This is a genomic window from Pseudomonas sp. S2_B10, assembly GCF_054668425.1.
In genome coordinates, this window is record NZ_CP162768.1 from 1559663 (window position 1) to 1580291 (window position 20629).

The 20629-nt window shown below is 61.1% G+C and carries 17 protein-coding genes and 1 pseudogene; 13 read left to right on the plus strand and 5 right to left on the minus strand.

Going from position 1 to position 20629, the window contains the following annotated elements:
- Window positions 1-58: 58 nt before the first annotated feature.
- The gene (secA, locus tag AB4O45_RS06930; RefSeq protein WP_038861039.1) at window positions 59-2800 is read right to left on the minus strand and encodes a preprotein translocase subunit SecA; all 2742 of its coding nucleotides are present in this window, start codon (window positions 2798-2800) and stop codon (window positions 59-61) included.
- A 308-nt stretch (window positions 2801-3108) separates the two neighbouring features.
- On the opposite strand from secA, the gene AB4O45_RS06935 reads away from it, so the two are divergent.
- On the plus strand, window positions 3109-3564 hold the full coding sequence (locus AB4O45_RS06935) for a DUF721 domain-containing protein (protein ID WP_256809007.1): 456 nt from the start codon (window positions 3109-3111) through the stop codon (window positions 3562-3564).
- Window positions 3565-3696: 132 nt separating this feature from the next.
- Here AB4O45_RS06935 and AB4O45_RS06940 read toward each other — a convergent pair whose 3' ends face one another.
- Window positions 3697-5184 (minus strand): helicase HerA-like domain-containing protein, encoded by a 1488-nt coding sequence (locus AB4O45_RS06940; RefSeq protein ID WP_460094846.1) that lies wholly within the window; start codon window positions 5182-5184, stop codon window positions 3697-3699.
- Window positions 5185-5514: 330 nt separating this feature from the next.
- Here AB4O45_RS06940 and AB4O45_RS06945 point away from each other — a divergent pair.
- From AB4O45_RS06945 to AB4O45_RS06965, 5 genes and pseudogenes are all read left to right on the plus strand, one after another.
- Window positions 5515-6354, plus strand: a pseudogene (locus tag AB4O45_RS06945) (HAMP domain-containing protein); the annotation flags it as partial.
- Between the two features lie 141 nt (window positions 6355-6495).
- The gene (locus AB4O45_RS06950) at window positions 6496-7260 is read left to right on the plus strand and encodes a methyl-accepting chemotaxis protein (RefSeq protein ID WP_425375757.1); all 765 of its coding nucleotides are present in this window, start codon (window positions 6496-6498) and stop codon (window positions 7258-7260) included.
- A 216-nt stretch (window positions 7261-7476) separates the two neighbouring features.
- Window positions 7477-8568, plus strand: coding sequence for a glycosyltransferase family 4 protein (locus AB4O45_RS06955; protein ID WP_460095546.1), 1092 nt, complete (start codon window positions 7477-7479; stop codon window positions 8566-8568).
- Window positions 8561-9331: a DUF2334 domain-containing protein gene (locus AB4O45_RS06960; protein ID WP_406227245.1), complete on the plus strand. Its 771-nt coding sequence runs from the start codon at window positions 8561-8563 to the stop codon at window positions 9329-9331. Before AB4O45_RS06955 ends, AB4O45_RS06960 begins: the two co-directional genes overlap by 8 nt.
- The gene (locus tag AB4O45_RS06965; protein WP_252878782.1) at window positions 9328-10326 is read left to right on the plus strand and encodes a lysylphosphatidylglycerol synthase transmembrane domain-containing protein; all 999 of its coding nucleotides are present in this window, start codon (window positions 9328-9330) and stop codon (window positions 10324-10326) included. Before AB4O45_RS06960 ends, AB4O45_RS06965 begins: the two co-directional genes overlap by 4 nt.
- Here AB4O45_RS06965 and AB4O45_RS06970 read toward each other — a convergent pair.
- Window positions 10310-10486 carry a hypothetical protein gene (locus tag AB4O45_RS06970; RefSeq protein WP_016773478.1) on the minus strand — a complete coding sequence of 59 codons (177 nt, stop codon included), beginning with the start codon at window positions 10484-10486 and terminating at the stop codon, window positions 10310-10312. The two genes, AB4O45_RS06965 and AB4O45_RS06970, sit on opposite strands and share 17 nt — an antisense overlap.
- A gap of 81 nt (window positions 10487-10567) precedes the next feature.
- Complete coding sequence (gene purU, locus AB4O45_RS06975) at window positions 10568-11416, minus strand: formyltetrahydrofolate deformylase (protein WP_041479808.1); 849 nt, start codon at window positions 11414-11416, stop codon at window positions 10568-10570.
- A gap of 337 nt (window positions 11417-11753) precedes the next feature.
- On the opposite strand from purU, the gene mvaT reads away from it, so the two are divergent.
- Window positions 11754-12131 carry a histone-like nucleoid-structuring protein MvaT gene (mvaT, locus tag AB4O45_RS06980; protein WP_016773476.1) on the plus strand — a complete coding sequence of 126 codons (378 nt, stop codon included), beginning with the start codon at window positions 11754-11756 and terminating at the stop codon, window positions 12129-12131.
- A 97-nt stretch (window positions 12132-12228) separates the two neighbouring features.
- Here mvaT and sbcB read toward each other — a convergent pair whose 3' ends face one another.
- Window positions 12229-13659 carry an exodeoxyribonuclease I gene (gene sbcB, locus AB4O45_RS06985; RefSeq protein WP_323621628.1) on the minus strand — a complete coding sequence of 477 codons (1431 nt, stop codon included), beginning with the start codon at window positions 13657-13659 and terminating at the stop codon, window positions 12229-12231.
- A 267-nt stretch (window positions 13660-13926) separates the two neighbouring features.
- Between sbcB and AB4O45_RS06990 the strand changes: the two genes are divergently transcribed.
- From AB4O45_RS06990 to AB4O45_RS07015, 6 genes are read left to right on the plus strand one after another with little or no spacing between them, the layout of a single operon-like run.
- Complete coding sequence (locus tag AB4O45_RS06990) at window positions 13927-14643, plus strand: RDD family protein (RefSeq protein WP_041479810.1); 717 nt, start codon at window positions 13927-13929, stop codon at window positions 14641-14643.
- Window positions 14640-15617 carry a stage II sporulation protein M gene (locus AB4O45_RS06995; protein ID WP_406227250.1) on the plus strand — a complete coding sequence of 326 codons (978 nt, stop codon included), beginning with the start codon at window positions 14640-14642 and terminating at the stop codon, window positions 15615-15617. Before AB4O45_RS06990 ends, AB4O45_RS06995 begins: the two co-directional genes overlap by 4 nt.
- Window positions 15604-17142, plus strand: coding sequence for a DUF4129 domain-containing protein (locus AB4O45_RS07000; protein WP_305381427.1), 1539 nt, complete (start codon window positions 15604-15606; stop codon window positions 17140-17142). Before AB4O45_RS06995 ends, AB4O45_RS07000 begins: the two co-directional genes overlap by 14 nt.
- Window positions 17139-18302, plus strand: a complete 1164-nt coding sequence (locus tag AB4O45_RS07005; protein ID WP_460094844.1) for a DUF4350 domain-containing protein — start codon at window positions 17139-17141, stop codon at window positions 18300-18302. Before AB4O45_RS07000 ends, AB4O45_RS07005 begins: the two co-directional genes overlap by 4 nt.
- Complete coding sequence (locus AB4O45_RS07010; RefSeq protein ID WP_133339789.1) at window positions 18299-19300, plus strand: AAA family ATPase; 1002 nt, start codon at window positions 18299-18301, stop codon at window positions 19298-19300. Before AB4O45_RS07005 ends, AB4O45_RS07010 begins: the two co-directional genes overlap by 4 nt.
- Window positions 19297-20625 (plus strand): DUF58 domain-containing protein, encoded by a 1329-nt coding sequence (locus AB4O45_RS07015; protein WP_406227253.1) that lies wholly within the window; start codon window positions 19297-19299, stop codon window positions 20623-20625. Before AB4O45_RS07010 ends, AB4O45_RS07015 begins: the two co-directional genes overlap by 4 nt.
- Window positions 20626-20629 lie beyond the last annotated feature (4 nt).

A 20629-nucleotide genomic window follows, 5' to 3' on the forward strand; every position in this document is an offset into this window, starting at 1 on the left:
AACGCCGCGACGGCAGGAGCCGGTCGCGGCGCGGGGTGTTCAGCGATTGAAACGGGTTTTACTGGATCTGCCCGTGGCAATGCTTGTATTTCTTGCCCGAACCGCAGTAGCACAGTTCGTTGCGGCCCAGCTTCTGCTCGTTGCGAACCGGGGCAGCGGCGGTGGCCAGTGCCACATCGACCTCTTCACCCAGCGCTTCCGGCTGATCCAGGCCAGGCGCTTCGGCGTGCTCGAACTGCATGCGCGCCGCCAGTGCTTCGGCCTCCTGACGCAGACGTTGCTCTTCGGCTTCCGGATCTTCGCGACGAACCTGAACATGCGAGAGCACGCGGATCGAGTCGCGCTTGATCGAATCGAGGAGCTCGGAGAACAGTGTGAAGGATTCGCGCTTGTATTCCTGCTTCGGGTTCTTCTGCGCATAGCCACGCAAGTGAATGCCGTGACGCAGGTGATCCATGGTCGACAGATGATCTTTCCACAGGTCGTCGAGTACGCGCAGGACGATCTGCTTCTCGAACGAGCGCAGCGCCTCGGCACCGGCCTGGTCTTCTTTCTCGTTGTACGCCGCCATCAGCTCGGTCATGAGCTTCTCGCGCAGGGTTTCTTCGTACAGGTGATCGTCTTCGTCGAGCCATTGCTGGATCGGCAGTTTCACGCCGAAATCGCTTTCGATCGACGCTTCCAGACCGGCCACGTCCCACTGCTCTGGCAGCGATTGCGGCGGAATGTGCGCGCTGACGGTAGCGTTGAGCACGTCCTGACGGAAGTCGGCGATGGTCTCACCGATGTTGTCAGCGGCCAGCAACGTGTTACGCATGTGATAGATCACTTTACGCTGTTCGTTGTTGACGTCGTCGAACTCGAGCAGTTGCTTACGGATGTCGAAGTTGCGGCCTTCAACCTTGCGCTGCGCCTTCTCGATCGCGTTGGTCACCATACGGTGCTCGATCGCTTCGCCCGGCTGCATGCCCAGGGCTTTCATGAAGTTCTTCACGCGGTCGGAGGCGAAGATGCGCATCAGGCTGTCTTCCAGCGACAGGTAGAAGCGGCTCGAACCGGCATCGCCCTGACGGCCGGCACGGCCACGCAGCTGGTTGTCGATACGGCGCGATTCGTGACGCTCGGAAGCAATTACCTGCAAGCCGCCGGATTCCAATACTTGCTGGTGACGCTTCTGCCAGTCGGCCTTGATCTGCGCGATCTGCTCAGGAGTCGGGTTCTCCAGCGAAGCGACTTCCACTTCCCAGTTGCCGCCCAACAGGATGTCGGTACCACGACCGGCCATGTTGGTGGCGATGGTCAGCGCACCCGGACGACCGGCCTGAGCGATGATCTCAGCTTCTTTTTCGTGGAACTTGGCGTTGAGAACCTTGTGTTCGATGCCTTCTTTGACGAGCAATTCGGACATGTGCTCAGACGTCTCGATGGTCGCGGTACCCACCAGCACCGGACGACCGGCGGCCATGCTTTCCTTGATGTCCGCGACGATCGCCGCGTATTTCTCTTCGGCGGTGAGGAACACCAGGTCGTTGTAGTCTTTACGCGCCAACGGTTTGTTCGGCGGAATGACCATAACTTCCAGACCATAGATCTGGTGGAATTCGAACGCTTCGGTGTCGGCGGTACCGGTCATGCCGGACAGCTTGGTGTACAGACGGAAGTAGTTCTGGAAAGTGGTCGAGGCGAGGGTCTGGCTCTCGGCCTGAATGTTCAGACCTTCCTTGGCTTCGATGGCCTGGTGCAGGCCTTCGGACAGACGACGACCCGGCATGGTACGACCGGTGTGTTCGTCGACCAGTACGACCTGACCGTCCTGCACGATGTATTCAATGTTGCGATTGAACAGCTTGTGCGCACGCAGACCGGCGTAGACGTGGGTCAGCAGGCCAAGGTTGTGCGCCGAGTACAGGCTCTCGCCTTCGGCCAGCAGGCCGACGCGGGTGAGCATTTCTTCGATGAACTGGTGACCGGCTTCGTTGAGTTCGACCTGACGGGTCTTTTCGTCAACGGTGTAGTGGCCGGCCTTGGTGACCTGGCCTTCGACTTCCTCGACGTGCAGTTCCAGCTGCGGGATCAGTTTGTTGATCTCCATGTACAGCTTGGAGCTGTCCTCGGCCTGACCGGAAATGATCAGCGGAGTACGCGCTTCGTCGATGAGGATGGAGTCGACTTCGTCGATCACGGCAAAGTTGAGTTCGCGCTGGAATTTTTCATCCATGCTGAACGCCATGTTGTCGCGCAGGTAGTCGAAACCGAATTCGTTGTTGGTGCCGTAGGTGATGTCGGCGGCGTAGGCGGCACGCTTTTCTTCCGGCGGCTGGAACGGCGTCACGACGCCGACGGTCAGGCCGAGGAATTCATACAGCGGGCGCATCCAGTTGGCATCACGGCGGGCCAGGTAGTCGTTCACGGTCACAACGTGCACGCCCTTGCCGGACAGTGCGTTGAGGTAAACACCCAGGGTGGCCACGAGGGTCTTGCCCTCACCGGTGCGCATTTCGGCGATCTTGCCTTCGTGCAAGGTCATGCCGCCGACGAGTTGCACGTCGAAGTGGCGCATGCCCATCACACGCTTGCCGGCCTCGCGGGCGACGGCGAAGGCTTCCGGCAACAGCTTGTCGAGGGTCTCCCCTTTGGCGATACGGGCCTTGAACTCGGCGGTCTTGGCGCGCAATTGATCGTCCGAAAGGGCCACCATTTGCTCTTCGAAGGCATTGACGAGCTGCACCGTCTTGAGCATGCGTTTGACTTCACGCTCGTTCTTGCTTCCAAAAAGTTTCTTTAACAAAGGCGCAAACATATCGGCAGGATCTTCCACACTAAAGGGATGGAGGGCGGCCCCGTGAGTCGCCCGTGCAGCCCTCATGGCCGCATGCGAACGAGCATTCTACCCGGAAACGGTGGTGAGGAAAGTGGCGATGTTCCACGATGCTGGCACTGCGCTTTGACGGGGCTCACTTAAAATAGGGGCGTTTTGCTCAACTTCAACCCGTCGGGGGAAAGAAGTCAGGCGTTGATTTAATGAGCAAATCAGGGACAAAAGCAATGGCCCAGAGGTTCCGCAGCTTTCTGCTACCATGGCGCCTCTGTTCCTTCAGGTGTTCGATCATGGCGTTTCGCCCTCTCACGGCCAGAGCACCCGCCGCTCTGTTACGTGAAGCCAAACCGCTGAAAGCCATCCTCGGCCATGCCCAGCGTCTGGAGCATTTGCAGCGCCTGCTCGAAAGTCAGCTGCAACCGGCTGCCCGCGAGCATTGCCGGGTGGCCAAGTGGCGCGAAGGCGAGCTGTCGCTGGTGGTCACTGACGGCCATTGGGCAACGCGCCTGCGCTATCAGCAGAAACGTCTGCAACGACAACTGCAGTTGTTCGAAGAGTTCGCCAACCTGACGCGGATCAAATTCAGCGTGCGCCCGCCGATCGTGCAGCATCGGGCGGTTGGGCACACCATGGATCTGTCGAGCAGTGCGGCAGAGACGATTCAGTCGACGGCCGACGGGATCAGCGATCCGGGATTGCGCGCGGCGCTGGAGCGGCTGGCGGCGCATGCCAAAAGCAAGACCTGACCGCGCACACCATTCCGTGTGGGAGCGAGCCTGCTCGCGAAGAGGCCGTGTCAGACGACATTGATGTTGAATGACACAGCGCTTTCGCGAGCAGGCTCGCTCCCACAGTTTTGATCTTCGATTCGCCTGAGATCAGCGGCGCTTGCTGCCACCCAATAAAGAACCCATCAACCCCCGCACCAACTGCTTGCCGAGATTATTGGCCGCCTGGCGCATCGCCGATTTCAGCGCCTGCCCTGCCGCCGTGCCGAGGAATTCGCCAGCGCGGTCAGCCAGGCTTGGCTCTGCGGCCGCTGGTTTGCCCGCTGGTGTTTCAGCCTCGGGCGCCAGCCCTTTGCGTCCCATCAGGATTTCATAGGCCGACTCGCGATCGATCGGCTTGTCATAACGGCCCTTGAACGGCGAGCCGGCGATCAGCACGGTGCGCTCGGTTTCAGTCAGCGGGCCGATCCGCGATTGCGGCGGCGCCACCAACACACGCTGGACCATTTCCGGCGTGCCCTTCTCGGTCAAGGTGCCCACCAACGCCTCACCAATACCTAACTCAGTCAGTACCGACAGACTGTCGAACGCCGGATTCGGCCGAAAGCCATCCGCCACGGCGCGCAGGGATTTCTGCTCTTTGGCGGTGAACGCACGCAGACCGTGTTGAATACGCAAGCCCAACTGCGCCAGCACGTCATCCGGCAGATCCGCCGGCGACTGGGTGACGAAATACACGCCAACGCCTTTGGAACGAATCAAACGCACCACTTGCTCGAGCCGTTCTTGCAGAGCTTTGGGCGTGTCGCTGAACAGCAAGTGCGCCTCGTCGAAAAACAGCGCCAGCAGCGGCTTGTCGGCGTCGCCGCGCTCGGGCAGTTGCTCGAACAACTCGGCCAGCAGCCACAGCAGGAACGTTGCGTAAACCTTCGGCGCCTCGTGCACCAGCCGACTGGCATCGAGCAGATGGATACGTCCACGGCCATCGGCGCCCGGTTGCAGAATGTCTTCGAGTTGCAGCGCCGGCTCGCCGAACAGGGCTTCGGCGCCCTGCTGTTCCAGCGTCGCCAACCGGCGCAGCAGCGCCTGGCTGGAACCGGTGGTCATCAGCGCGGCGTCTTCGCCGAGCAACTGTGGATTGTCCTTGAGGTGATTGAGCAGCGCTTTCAGATCCTTGAGATCCAGCAGCAACAGCCCTTCGCGATCCGCCACCTTGAAGGCCGCGTAAAGCGCCGACTGCTGACTGTCGGTCAGCTCGAGCAGGCTGCCGATCAGTAGCGGACCCATTTCGCTCAGCGTGGTGCGCAGCGGATGTCCGGATTCGCCGTGGATGTCCCACAGCGTCACGGGATAAGCCTGCGGCGTGTGACCGAGCCAGGGCATGCCGGCGATGCGCTCGGCCACTTTGCCCTGCGGGTTGCCGGCAGCACCGAGGCCGCACAGGTCGCCCTTGATGTCGGCAGCGAACACTGCCACACCGGCGTCGCTGAACGCTTCGGCCAGGCGCTGCAACGTCACGGTTTTACCGGTGCCGGTGGCGCCGGCGATCAGGCCGTGGCGGTTGGCCAGGCGCATGGCCTGAGCGATGGGTTGCGCGGCCGGATCAGCGCCGATAACGAGTTGCGAGGAGTCAGGCATTTTCTCACCCAATGGTTAATCTTTGATGACACATGGCCGATACATAAATTGGACAGACCCGCCAGAAAACCGGGTCGGACATTTCCCTAAGGAGAGCCGGAAATATCAATTTTTCAACCTTGCCCATAGTGCGCGTCTCTATCAAAGCACGCCCAGGACATTAAGACCTTAGCGGAACCCCAAGCCATGAACAAAAACCTGCGCTTCAGCCATAAGATTTTGCTTGCCGCCGCTCTCATCGTCATTGCCGCTTTTGCCTCGTTCACGTTGTACAACGACTGGCTGCAGCGCAATGCGATCCGCGATGATCTGAACAACTACCTCAATGAAATGGGCGAGGTCACCGCCGGCAACATCCAGACCTGGCTCAGCGGGCGCATTCTGCTGATCGAGAACGCCGCGCAGAACATCGCCATCAACCCGGAACCTGCCACGGTCGCCAGCCTGCTGGAACAGAAAAGCCTGACCTCGACGTTCATGGCCACCTACCTGGGCGATGCCACTGGCCACTTCACCATCCGCCCGGACGTGAAGATGCCGGACGGTTTCGATCCGCGCGTGCGCCCTTGGTATAAAGGTGCCGAAAGCAGCAGCACGTCGACCCTGACCGAACCCTACATCGATGCGGCCACCGGCCAGTTGATCATTTCCATCGCCACCGCGTCGAAAAAGGCCGGGCAGAGCGTCGGCGTGGTCGGCGGCGACCTCAGCCTGCAATCGCTGATCGACACCCTCGCCGCGCGGGATTTCGACGGCATGGGCTATGCGTTTCTGATCAGCGCTGACGGCAAGATCCTCGTCCACCCGGACAAGGCCCTGGTAATGAAGTCGCTCAAAGAAGCCTACCCACAAGACACGCCGCGCATCAGCAGCGATTTCAGCGAAGTGAGCGTCGACGGCAAAACCCGCATCGTCACCTTCGCCCCGATCAAGGGCCTGCCGTCGGTGAACTGGTACATCGGTCTGTCGATCGATAAAGACCAGGCCTACGCGATGCTCAGCGAATTCCGCACCTCAGCGGTAATCGCAACCATCATTGCCGTGGTAATCATCATTGCCCTGCTCGGCATGCTCATCCGCCTGCTGATCCAGCCGCTGCACGTGATGACCCGCGCCATGGAAGACATCGCCGACGGCGAAGGCGACCTGACCAAACGCCTGAACATCGTCAATAACGATGAATTCGGCATCCTCGGCACCGCATTCAACCGCTTCGTCGAGCGTATTCACGGTTCGATCCGCGAAGTGTCCTCGGCCACCGGCCAGGTCAACGAGGTCGCCCTGCGCGTGGTCGCTGCGTCGAACTCGTCGATGTACAACTCCGACCAGCAAGCTTCGCGCACCAGCAGTGTTGCCGCCGCGATCAATCAGCTCGGCGCCGCCGCCCAGGAAATCGCCCGCAACGCCGCGCAAGCGTCGAATCAGGCCAGCGACGCCCGGGGTCTGGCCGAAGATGGCCAGCAAGTGGTGGAGCGCAGCATCAAAGCGATGAACCAGCTGTCGAGCATGCTCAGCGCGTCGAGCACCAACATCGAGTCGCTGAACAGCAAGACCGTCAACATCGGCCAGATTCTCGAAGTGATCACCAGCATTTCCCAGCAGACCAACCTGTTGGCGCTGAACGCGGCGATCGAAGCGGCACGCGCCGGTGAGGCCGGTCGTGGTTTTGCCGTGGTGGCCGACGAAGTGCGCAACCTCGCGCACCGCACTCAGGAATCGGCCCAACAGGTGCAGACCATGATCGAGGAGCTGCAAGTCGGCGCCCGTGAGTCGGTGAGCACCATGAGCGATAGCCAGCGTCACAGCCAGGACAGCGTCGAGATCGCCAACCTCGCCGGCGAACGCCTGAACAGCGTGACCCTGCGCATTGGCGAGATTGACGGGATGAACCAGTCGGTGGCGACAGCGACCGAAGAACAAACCGCTGTGGTCGAGTCGATCAATGTCGATATCACCGAGATCAACACGCTGAACCAGGAAGGCGTGGAGAACCTGCAAGCGACGTTGCGCGCTTGTTCGGATCTGGAGCAGCAGGCTTCGCGTCTCAAACAGTTGGTTGGCAGCTTCAGGATTTAAGCTGCGACGACTGGCCGCTTCGCGAGCAGGCTCGCTCCCACAGGGAAAATGCACTCCATTGTGGGAGCGAGCCTGCTCGCGAATATCTACGTTTCAACAAAACCCGAGTGACACCCCACCGCGCAATCCCGACCGAACATCTATTCTGGATAACGGTCAATCAAGGGAGAACAACACAGCGGAGGGTTGCTCACCGTGCATATCGCCGACATCACCATGTTCTACGCCCCGGCCAGCGGAGGCGTGCGGACTTATCTGGATGCCAAACACCGTCGCCTTGGCGAGCGCAACGCCATTCGCCACAGCCTGCTGATCCCCGGCGCGAGACTGGGTGAACATGACGGCATTTATACGGTTCCAGCGCCCGCCCTGCCCTTTGGCAAAGGCTATCGCTTCCCGCTGCGGCTGGCGCCATGGCGAAACGTCCTGCAGGATCTGCAGCCGGATCTGATCGAAGTCGGCGATCCCTACCTCACCGCATGGGCGGCGCTGGATGCGCGGCGGCAGCTGGACGTTCCGGTGATCGGCTTTTATCACTCGGATCTGCCGCTGCTGGCGGGCAATCGCATGGGCCATTGGGTCACACCGAATGTCGAGGCTTATGTCACGCGTCTCTACGGCAATTTCGACCGCGTTCTCGCGCCGAGCCAGGTCATGGCCGACAAGCTCATCGGGCTTGGTGTACGCAATGTCCATGTGCAACCGCTAGGCGTGGATCTGCACACCTTCCATCCCGACGCCCGCGACCCCGGGCTGCGGGCCGAGCTGGGCATTGCCGAAGACACGCGCCTGCTGATCTTTGCCGGGCGCGGTTCCAAGGAGAAAAACCTGCCGGTGCTGCTCAAGTGCATGCAACGCCTCGGTCCGCGCTATCACTTGTTGTTGGTCGGCTCGTCGATGCCTGCGGCGGTGCCGGACAACGTCAGCGTCATCGACGAATTCTGCCCGGCGCCGAAAGTCGCGCGGCTGATGGCCAGCGCCGATGCGCTGCTGCATGCCGGCGACCAGGAAACCTTCGGCCTGGTCATCCTTGAGGCCATGGCCTGCGGCATTCCCGTGGTGGCGGTGGCGGCCGGGGCGTTTGAAGAGATCGTCAACGATTCCTGCGGCCTGCTCTGTGCGCCGAACAATCCGCAGGCCATGGCCAATGCCGTGCGCGAGCTGTTCAGTCGCGGCTGCGCCCGCCTCGGTCAACAGGCGCGCCAGCACGTCGAACGGCGTTATGCCTGGGACACCGTGGTCGACAGCCTGCTCAGCCACTATCACGCCGTGCTCGGCCATACGCTGCCCCGGGTGGCCAATGGTTGAACACATGAAAGCCGTATGTCTGGTGTTGCATGATGTGGCGCCCTCGACGTGGGCGGATTACCAGCCCTTCGTCGAGGCTGTCGATGCCTTGGGTGATGTGCCGATGACGTGGCTGGTGGTGCCGGATTTCCATCGCCACGATGCGCTTGACGCCAACCCGGCGTTTCGCCGAGTGCTCGATGCCAGGGTCGCCCGAGGCGATGAACTGGCGCTGCACGGCTACTACCACGACGATCAGGAACCCATGCCAAACACCCCGCGCGACTGGTTCATGCGCCGGGTCTACACCCATGAAGGCGAGTTTTACCGCCTGTCCCGCGAAGCTGCCCTTGCCCGCCTGCACGCAGGTCTGGACATGTTTCAGCGCTACGACTGGCCGGTGCAGGGTTTCGTCGCCCCGGCCTGGCTGATGAGCGACGGCACCCGTCAGGCCTTGCGCGAATTACCGCTCAGCTACACCAGCGATCCGCAGCATCTTTATCGCTTGCCCGACTTCAGCGCCATAGATGCACCGGGGCTGGTGTGGAGTGCGCGCAGTGCCTGGCGGCGCGGCGTGTCGAAAATCGTCAGCGACCAGCGTGAACAGCGCTGGCGCGAGGCATCGGTGATTCGTCTGGGCCTGCATCCGGTGGACATGCGTCACCGGTTTTCTCGCGATTACTGGTTGCACACGCTGCAACGACTGCTGGCGGAGGGACGCGTGCCGCTGACCAAGATCGACTGGCTGGCCCGACAGCGCGGTCAGCTGGAACGCGCAGCATGAAGCGCAGCCTGTTGTTGCTGATCGGCCTGCTGGCGGCGGTGCTGATTCCGGTACTGCTCGGCGGCGGCGAGACGTGGTCGCGCCTGCGCAGTTTTCCGCTGCACTGGCTGTTGATCATGTTCGGCATGATTCTGCTCTGCTGGGGGATCAATACGCTGCGCTTGCGTTTGTTGCTCGGCGACCAGCGAGAAAAAGTCGCGCCCTTGAAAAGCCTCGGCGTGGTGATGGCGGCCGAGTTCGCGTACTGCGCCACGCCCGGCGGTAGTGGCGGACCGCTGACGATCATGGCATTGCTCGCCCGGTGCGGCGTGCGTCCGGCGCGGGGCAGCGCGGTGTTTGCCATGGATCAGCTCAGCGATCTGCTGTTCTTTCTCTGCGCACTCAGCGGGATTCTGATCTATGCGCTGTTCCAGCACCTGAGCGATCGCCTCGAGTGGCTGCTGACCGTCAGCGCCGTTTCGTTGTTTGGGGGGTTGTTCAGTTGCGTGTTGATCGCGCGTTATCACCGAGCGTTGATTCGCCTGAGCGGGCGGCTGTTGGCAGGAATGAACGTGACGGCACGCACTCGTCGACGCTGGGCGCGCAAGTTGCTGCACTTTCTCGCAGCGTTTACCGATACCTTGAAGTTGCCCTGGCAGACGCTGGTTCAGGTGTTCGCCCTGACCTGCGTGCACTGGCTGCTGCGCTACAGCGTGCTGTATCTGGCCCTGCGCGGGCTCGGCGCGGATTTGCAGTGGGCGTGGAGCTTTCTGGTGCAGATGCTCTCGCTGGGCGCCGGCCAGTTCAGTCTGTTACCCGGCGGTGCCGGTGCGGCAGAGCTGACCTCGGCTGCGCTGCTCGCGCCGATGGTGGGCAAATCCACCGCAGCGGCGGCGATCCTGATCTGGCGCGTGGTGACGTATTACTTCTATCTGCTGGTTGGCGGCCCGGTGTTCGTGTTGATGCTGGGCAAGCCGTTGCTGAAGAAGTTGATGAACGTCAGGCAGGCTTCTTAGGTTCGTCCTGCTCTTGCTGGAGCTGCTCCCAAAGCTCGGCGGCACCGGGGAATTCGGTGCCGTCGTCCGGGCTCATGTCATCCGGGTCGTAACGACTCAGGCAACCCTCGCCGAGAGTGGCGGGCGCTTTGGAAGTGGCTTTGTCCAGTGGATCGCTCATGACTTTTCCTCGGGCTCAAATGACAAGGGCCTGAGCGATTCAACGCCTAGGCCCTTGGTTTTTCAAGCGTGTCGTGCTCGATCAGAACACGACTGTCTTGTTGCCGTGCACCAGCACGCGGTCTTCCAGGTGATAACGCAGACCACGGGCCAGCACCATCTTCTCGACGTCACGGCCGAAACGCACCATGTCTTCGATGCTGTCGCTGTGGCTGACACGCACCACGTCCTGCTCGATGATCGGGCCGGCGTCCAGCTCTTCAGTGACATAGTGGCAGGTCGCGCCGATCAGCTTGACGCCGCGCAGGGACGCCTGGTGATACGGCTTGGCGCCGACGAACGATGGCAGGAAGCTGTGGTGAATGTTGATGACTTTGTGCGCGTATTCGCGGCACATGTCCGGCGGCAGGATCTGCATGTAGCGCGCCAGCACCACCACTTCGGCGTCGTGCTGTTTGACCAGCCGCGATACTTCGTCGAATGCTGGTTGCTTGTCCTGCGGATTGACCGGCACGTGGTAGTAAGGGATGCCGTGCCACTCGACCATGCTGCGCAGGTCGTCATGGTTGGAGATCACGCAGGCGATTTCGCAATCCAGTTCATCGCTGTGCCAGCGGTGCAGCAGGTCGGCCAGGCAGTGGGATTCGCGGCTGGCCATCAGCACCACGCGTTTTTTCTGTTCGGTGTCGGTGATGCGCCAGTCCATCGAGAACTCTTCGGCGATCGGCGCGAACTTCTCGCGCAATTCTTCAATACCGAACGGCAGGGAATCGGCACGGATTTCGTGACGCATGAAGAACCAGCCCACTTGATTGTCAGAGTGGTGGCTCGCTTCGGTGATCCAGCCATTATGAGAGGCCAGAAAATTACTGACTTTGGCAACGATGCCAACGCGGTCCGGGCAAGAGATCACCAGCCGAAAAGTGCGCATGAGGGGGAAACTCCAGAACTTCACAAAGGTCGCCATTCTAGCGACTGCGCAGGAAAACTGCAGTACGCATACGTGCCGGGTGGGACAAAGCATGGTCAAACGGCTTTCTGACGCAGGTCTTACGTCAAGACCGTGACGCTTTAGCGGGGCTTTTGTCAGACAACTGTAAATATCTGTGCTGACTGCATCACATTATTTAACGGAACATTCAAAGCGCGGCTAATTCCTGTAACTCATTTAAATAAAAAGCCGATCTAAATGTTTACTTGATGAAACAGCCTGACTATTATTGCGGCACTGTCCCCTGTCATTCAGCATTCTACAAAAGGTAGTACTCATGTCCTTGATCAACGAATATCGCGCCACCGAAGAAGCCATCAAAGAGCTGCAAGCCCGTCTGAAGAACCTGTCCGAAGACGACAAACTGCAAGCCGAACTGGAATTCGAAGGCAAACTGCGCACGCTGATGGGTGAATACTCCAAGTCCCTGCGTGACATCATCGCGCTGCTGGATCCGGAAGCCAAATCCAAGGCTCCACGCGGCGGCGCAGTGAAAACTACCGGCACCAAGCGTGCACGCAAAGTTAAGCAATACAAAAACCCGCACAACGGTGAAGTCATCGAAACCAAAGGTGGCAACCACAAGACTCTGAAAGAGTGGAAAGCCAAGTGGGGCGGCGACGTGGTTGAAGGCTGGGCTACCCTGCTGGGCTAAGCCGCAACACCTTCGCAGAGCGATCCGCGAACAAAAGAACGCCAGCTAGCGCTGGCGTTTTTTTATGCCCGCAGATTAATTACGGGTATGTTCGATTTCATAGATTCAAACGTTTGCGTAATGCCTGGACATAATTCTGCCAGTCATTGAGTACCTCTCGCTGCATTGGCGTCGCACTAAGCGACCATTGCTCTGCCGCCTCGATAAATGACTGCACGGTATTCGGCGCACCGGCCTCAGGTTGCGTAAGGCGCTGCTGACAAAATAATTTCCAGCGCTCTTGCTCGGCCACGTCCAGGGTGTCCGGAAAGTTGCGTGCTCGATATCGAAAAAGTAATTCAGGCAAACGTTCATCATCGAAAGGCCACTGCTCTTGCGCCAACTGCGCAGGATCCGCCGTTCGAACTTGTTCGCATAAACGACGATCTCGATCACCGATAAATCCATCGTACAACTGCTGCTCGGGATCTTCGTTGGGCGTGAAATCTTCGCTGGCATAAATCGCCGCGACTTTATCTTTCCAGACTTGTTGTGCGTCAGTTAGTCGCACTGCCCGCTCATGATAAAGCGCCATGTCCAGCCCAAGGCGCTGCTGGTCTTGTGCGCGCAATACCGCCAGCGGCGCTACAACCGGGCAGCGATTGATATGAATCAGTTTGAGCGGCACCGGCAACTCACCTTCGGCCAACTCATCGCGACGGGTATAAAGACGCTGACGCAAGGCTTGCGCATCGAGGTCCAGCAACCCCTGCGGATCAAGATGCAGATCACAGACGATCAAGGCGTTGCGATTTTTCGGGTGCCAGGCCAGCGGCAACACCACGCCGACATAACTGCGCGCCGCCGAGAAACGCCCGGACACATGCACCAGTGGCTGCAACAGGCGGATCTGATCCATCACCTTCTGTTTGCTGCGCAACTGGAACAGCCACTCGTAGAGCTTGGGTTGTTTCTCGCGAATCAGCCGCGCCAACGCGATGGTGGCGCGCACATCCGACAGCGCCTCGTGGGCATGGCCGTGATCGATATTGTTGGCCGCCGTGAGACGTTCGAGCTTGAGGGTCACGCGGCCTTCATCATCGGTCGGCCAGACCAGACCATCGGGGCGCAATGCGTAAGCGGCGCGCACCACATCAATCAGATCCCAGCGACTGTTGCCACCCTGCCATTCACGGGCATAGGGGTCGAAGAAATTGCGATACAGGCTGTAGCGGGTCATTTCGTCGTCGAAACGCAAGGTGTTGTAACCGGCGCCACAGGTCCCCGGAGCGGCCAGTTGCGCATGCACGCGGGTCATGAAATCGGCTTCGCTCAAGCCTTTTTCAGCGAGCTGGCCCGGGGTGATGCCGGTGATCGCGCACGCCGCCGGGTGCGGCAGGATGTCCTCGCTGGGCTGGCAATAGAGATTGACCGGCTCGTCGATTTCGTTGAGCGCGTGGTCAGTGCGAATCCCGGCCACCTGCAGCGGACGGTCGTTGCGCGGATTGATGCCAGTGGTTTCGTAGTCGTACCAGAAGATTGAAGTCACGGGCGAATCCTGAACAGAAGATCGGCGAAGTCTAGGCGTTTCAGGGTTGCCACGGCCAGCCTGGTCGCCCTCGAACAGCAATTTCTCCAGATTCCTACAACTGGAATGCATTGCCCTTGTGGGAGCGAGCCTGCTCGCGAAGGCTTTCCGTCAGGTGCACATAGGCTGACTGATCCACCACATTCGCGAGCAGGCTCGCTCCCACACCCGAGAGGCTGCTAGCATCAGGCGCACTTGCATCCCGAACAGGCGAACATCAGGTAGCCCATGCTCGAGCCCACAGCACCGCGAAGGAAAGCACCGCTGGATACCCGGCATCAGGTCGAAACGCCGGAAGGCATCGACCTGCCACTGCGCCCCGCCGGGTTGATGGTGCGCGCCGTGGCGTTTGCCATCGATCTAGGCATTCGCGGCTTGATCCTCGGCGTGCTGTTTATCGCGCTGGCATTTCTCGGCAAGCTCGGCATGGGCCTCGGTTCCTTGCTGCTGTTTGCCATCAGCTGGTGGTACATGGTGCTGTTCGAGGTGCTGCGTCAGGGCCGTTCGCCGGGCAAGCAATGGCTGGGTTTGCGCGTGGTGCACGATGACGGCACGCCGATCGGCTGGTCGGCCTCGCTATTGCGCAACCTGCTGCGCTTTGTCGATCTACTGCCCTTCGGCTATTTCCTCGGTGCGCTCAGTTGCCTGCAACACCCAACCTTCAAACGCCTCGGCGACATTGCCGCCGGCACCTTGGTGGTTTACAGCGAACGCCCGCTGAGCCGCCCGCAACTGCCTGACGCTGAACCTCGCCGCAGCCCCGTTCCGCTGACCTTGAGCGAACAACGCGCGGTACTCGGTTTCGCCGAGCGTCAGGCCGAGCTCTCTCCCGCACGGGTCAACGAGCTGGCGGCATTGCTGGCGCAGCCGTTGCACATCTCTGCGCCCAAAGCCGTGTCTGAACTCAACGGCATCGCGCGCGGCCTGTTGGGGCCGAGCGCATGAAGCAGAGCCTGTTCGAAAGTCGCCACAAGGCCGAATGGGAGCGCTTCGCCGTGGCGCTCGAACGCCTGGAAAAAGGCAAGGAGACAGCGCAAGTCAGCGATTTTCCCAAGGCCTATCGGCGTCTCTGCCAACATCTGGCTCTGGCCCAGGCGCGCGGCTACAGCAGCTTTCTGATCGATACGTTGCAACAACAAGTACTGCGCGGCCATCAACAGCTCTATCGGCATCGCAGTCGGCTCGGGGCGCAAATCATCAGCTTTATCCTCGCCGACTTCCCGCGACTGGTGCGCGAACAGTGGCGTTTCGTTGCGGCCGCCAGCCTGTTGTTCTTCGGCAGCCTGATCGGTTTTGGCGTGCTGGTTTATCTGTTCCCGGAACTGATCTACAACCTGATCCCGGCCGAGCAGGTGCGCGAGATGCAAGGCATGTACGACCCCGTTGCCGGCCACCTCGGCCGCTCGGCGGAACGTGCGGCCAGCGAAGACTGGGTAATGTTCGGCTATTACGTGATGCACAACACGGGCATCGCCTTTCAGACGTTCGCCAGCGGTTTGCTGATGGGCGTGGGCAGCGGTTTTTTCCTGCTTTACAACGGCATGATCATCGGCGCGGTGGCCGGGCATCTCAGCGAGATCGGTTTCGGCCAGACCTTCTGGTCGTTCGTGATCGGTCACGGTGCGTTCGAACTGAGCGCCATTGCCCTCGCCGGCGCGGCGGGCCTCAAGCTGGGCTGGGCGCTGATCGCCCCCGGACGTCTGACATGGGGCGAGGCGCTGCGTCTGGCCGCACGCAAAAGCGTGTTGCTGGTGTGTGGGGCGATGTTGTTCCTGTTGATCGCAGCATTCATCGAGGCTTATTGGTCGTCGAAAACCAGTGTCACGCCGCTGACCAAATACGCCGTCGGCGCCGCGCTGTGGCTGGCCGTCGCGGTTTATCTGTCGTTGGCCGGAAGGATTCGTCATGCGCCTGAGTGACGCCAGCGTAGTGATCCGCCCGCGCACGACCTGGGAAGCCATGGACCTGGGCGTGTTGATGAGCCAGCAGCATCGCCGGTTGTTGATGACCAGTTGGGCGATCGTCACCCTGCCGCTGTTCGCCCTGCTCAGCCTGTTGCTGTGGGATTGGCCATCACTGGCGGTGTTCATTTTCTGGTGGCTGAAACCGGCCTACGAACGCCTGCCGCTGTACATCCTCTCCAAAGCGCTGTTCGGTGAAACGCCAACCCTCAGACAAGCCTTGCGCGAGTGGCCGCGCCTGCTCAAGCCGCAACTGCTGGCCAGTCTGACCTGGCGACGGCTGAGTCTGAGTCGCAGCTTTGTGCTGCCGGTGACGCAACTCGAAGGCCTGAATGGCGAGGCCAGACAACAACGTCTGCAGGTGCTGCTGCAACGCAACGGTGGCGCCGCGCAATGGCTGACGATTATCGGCGTGCATCTGGAAACCGCACTGTGGATCGGCTTGATGCTGCTGTTCTACATGCTCTTGCCGCAGCAGATCGAAACCGACTGGGACTGGCAGTCGCTGCTGCTCGCCGCCGATCAGGACTGGCGCTGGCTGGAGCACCTGACCAACGTTTTTTATGCGCTGATCCTGGTGGCCTGGGGACCGGTGTATGTCGCCTGCGGCTTCAGCCTGTACCTGAACCGTCGCACGCAACTGGAAGCCTGGGACATCGAGCTGGTTTTCCGCCGTTTGCGCCAGCGTTTGAACAGCAGCGTGCTCGGTGTGTTGCTGGCGGCGTGTCTGCTGCTGCCGAACCTGCAACCGGTATGGGCCAGCGATACGCCGGATGCTCCACGGTTGCTCAATCAGCCGCTGACCAGTCAGGCATCGCGCGACAGCATCCAGTCGCTGCTCGAACAACCGCCGTTCAAGAACAAGGAAAGCGTCACCCGCTATCGTTTCGGAGACGACCCGGCAAGCCCGGCCAAGGACGCGCAACCGGGTGAGGCTCCGCAGTGGCTGAAAACCCTTCTCGGTTGGCTCGACGGTCGACACCTTGATGCCTTGGCGAACGTGATTGAAGTGCTGTTGTGGGGCGCGCTGATTGCCGCGCTGGGCTGGCTGGTCTGGCGTTATCGCGAATTTCTCCGGGCCTTCGTCAGTCGTCGCCCGAACCTGCCCTCGCGCAGCAAACCACCGGCGCCGCCACACGTCTTCGGGCTGGATCTGAACCGTGAAACCCTTCCCGATGACATCGCCGCCAGTGCCGAACAATTGTGGCTGAGCGAACCTCGCGCCGCGCTGGGCCTGCTCTATCGCGGCCTGCTCAGCCATCTGCTGCATGATTTCAACCTGACGCTCAAAGCCGCCGACACCGAGAGCCAGATCCTCAACCGCATCGAGCAATTGCAACGCCCGGACCTGCTCGCCTACAGCCGCAACCTCACTGTTCACTGGCAGAACATGGCCTACGGGCACCGACTTCCAGCCGCGCACCTGCAAGCAGAGCTGTGTAACGGCTGGCGTGAATTGTTCAGCAAAGGGTCCGGGCATTGAACCGGCGCATTGGCGGGTCGTTGGCTGCGCTGGCGTTTTTGCTGCTTGGCGGCTTGAGTCTGTTCCTCTACCTCAAAGCCCGCCCTTATCAGGAAGTCATCGATCACGGCCCCTCGCCTGCCGCGCAAGCCAATCCTTATCTTGCGGCAGAAATGTTCCTGAGCGAGCGCGGCCTCGCGGTCAGCCACGCCGAGACCTTGACGGTGCTGCCGCAGATTGATCCGCACAGCCACACCTTGTTGTTGTTCGGCGAGCGCGCACGGATGACGCCGCGTGAAGTCGATCAGGTGCTGAACTGGACTCGCGCCGGAGGACGTCTGGTGTTCGTCGCCGAATCGTTGTGGGATGCGCAAACCGGGCAAAGCAATGATCTGCTGCTCGACAAGGTGCAACTGCACCAATCGCTGAGCAAGGACTTGAAAGATCCTCCCGAGGACGGGGAAAAGGACCGCTTCCCGAAACTGACCAAACTGTATCTGGAAGATGAAGACGCGCCGGCCTACGCCGGTTTCGACACCGACTTCCACCTCGACGACCCGAACAATGTCGCGCAAGCCTGGGCCAACAGCGCCAAGGCCACGCACATGATGCAACGGGTGTACGGCCTCGGCACGGTCACCGTGGTCACCGATGCCGAGCTGTGGAAAACCCCGGCTATCGGCAAATACGACAACGCCTGGCTGCTCTGGTATCTGAGCGCCGACACCGACGTCACGCTGATTTACAACACCGCACACGATGGTCTGTGGACGTTGCTCTGGCGCTACTTCCCGCAGGCCATCGTCGCCCTGCTCGCCTTGATCGGCCTGTGGTTGTGGCAGGCCGGCGTGCGTCACGGCCCGGTGCAAATGCCGGCGCCAGCGGGTCGCCGCCAACTGCTGGAGCATCTGCGTGCCAGTGCCGATTTCCTCCTGCGCCACAACGGCCAGCAGGCGCTGCTGCAAGCCTTGCAACAAGACATCCTGCGCCGCGCGCGCCGCCGCCATCCCGGTTTCGATCAATTGAATGTCGCCGAGCAATGGCTGGCGTTATCGCGCCTGACCCGGCAACCCACCCGCGCCATCAGCCAGGCCCTGAGCCCACGACCGAAGCAGCGTTTGTCCAGCGCCGAATTCAGCCGTCAGGTCGCTCATCTGCAAACCTTGAGGAACGCGTTATGACTGAACAGATCGAGCCCGGCAGCGCGACGCACGCCGCCCAGCAGCGCCAGCGTGCCAGCCAGTTGGCGCAAGCGGTGCGCAACGAATTGAACAAGGCGCTGATCGGCCAGGATGCAGTGGTCGACGACGTGCTGACCGCGCTGATTGCCGGCGGCCACGTGCTGCTTGAAGGCGTGCCCGGCCTGGGCAAGACCTTGCTGGTGCGGGCACTGGCGCGATGCTTCGGCGGCGAGTTCGCGCGCATCCAGTTCACCCCTGATCTGATGCCCAGCGACGTCACCGGTCACGCCGTGTATGACTTGCAGACCGAGCAGTTCAAGTTGCGCAAAGGCCCGCTGTTCACCAACCTGCTGCTGGCCGACGAGATCAACCGCGCGCCGGCGAAAACCCAGGCAGCGCTGCTCGAAGCCATGCAGGAGCGCCAGGTGACACTCGAAGGTCGCGCCCTGCCCATCGCGCAACCGTTCATGGTGCTGGCGACGCAGAATCCGATCGAACAGGAAGGCACCTATCCACTGCCGGAAGCCGAGCTTGACCGCTTCATGCTCAAGGTGCGCATGGATTACCCCGACGCCGATCAGGAGCTGAACATGGTCCGTCAGGTCTGTCGTTCGACCCGCGCCGACATGCTCGATGTGCAACCGCTGCGCACGGTCTTGCAAGCCAAGGATGTTCAAGCCTTGCAGCGCATCGCCAGTGATTTGCCGCTGGACGATCAGGTCCTCGATTACGCCGTGCGCCTGGCGCGCAGCACGCGCACCTGGCCGGGGCTGACCCTCGGCGCCGGGCCACGCGCCTCGATTGCATTGGTTCGCTGTGCCCGTGCCCGGGCGTTGTTGCGCGGCGGCGAGTTTGTAATCCCGGATGACATCAAAGGCTGCGCGCTGGCGGTGTTGCGTCATCGCGTGCGCATCGCGCCGGAGCTGGATATCGAAGGCCTGCAGGTCGATCAGGTGCTCACGCAATTGCTCGATCAAGTGCCGGCGCCGCGCCTGTGAAACCGTCTCGGCTGCTGCTGATCTGGCTGGCCCTGCTGGTGGTTATCAGTATCGTGCTCGGCGCGTTGCAGGCGTTGCAGATCGACCTCCCGTCCAGCCTGATTTCGATCAACTGGGGTTTGCTCCTGGCGCTGCTGGCCTTGGCGGTGATCGACGCTGTGCGCCTCAGACGCCTGCCCTCGCCGCGCATCAAGCGACAGATGCCCGGCAGCCTGGCATTGGGGCGCTGGGCGGAGGTGAAGCTGGAGGTGGCCCATGAATTTGCCGAGCCACTGGCCATTGGACTCTTCGACCACGTTCCCGACGGTCTGGCGTTTGACCATCTGCCGATGCTTGTCGAGCTTCAACCCGGCCATGTCAGCCAGATCAGCTACCGTCTGCGCCCTCTCGAACGCGGGCATTTCAGCTTCGAACAGTGCGAAGTCAACCTGCCCAGCCCTTTGGGATTATGGTCCGGCAAACGCCTGCTCAGCGTCCGCGACGAAACCCGCGTCTTCCCGGACTTCGCCCGGCTTTACGGCGGCGAGTTGCGCGCCGTCGACAACTGGCTCAGCCAGCTCGGCGTGCGCCAGCGACAACGGCGCGGTCAGGGTCAGGAATTCCATCAGTTGCGCGAATTTCGCGAGGGCGACAGCCTGCGCCAGATCGACTGGAAAGCCACCGCCCGCCAGCGCACACCGATTGCCCGCGAGTACGAAGACGAAAGAGATCAGCAGATCATTTTCATGCTCGACTGCGGCCGGCAGATGCGCAGCCAGGACGGTGAGCTGTCGCACTTCGATCACGCGCTCAATGCCTGCCTGTTACTCAGTTATGTGGCGTTGCGCCAAGGGGATGCGGTGGGCATGAGTACCTTTGCCGGTGATAAGCCGCGCCATGTCGCGCCGGTCAAAGGCAGCGGCCAACTGAATGTCTTGCTCAACGCTGTTTATGACCTTGGGAGCACTCAGCGCCCCGCCGATTATCAGGCTGCCGCCAACCAGCTATTAACCCGCCAAAAGCGCCGGGCGCTGGTAGTGCTGGTAACCAATTTGCGCGATGAAGACGAGCAACTGCTGGCCGCAGTCAAACGCCTGAGCGCACAACATCGGGTGCTGGTGGCGAGCCTGCGTGAACAGGCGTTGGATACATTGCGCCAGACCACGGTGCAAACGTTGCCCGAGGCACTCGCCTACTGCGGCACCATCGATTTTCTCAATGCCCGCTCGCAACTCCATGAGCGGCTGACTGCTCATGGCGTTGCAGTGATGGATGTTCGGCCCGCCGAGCTGGGGGCCGGACTGGTGACAAGTTACATGAGCTGGAAAAAGACCGCTGCGATCTGACAGA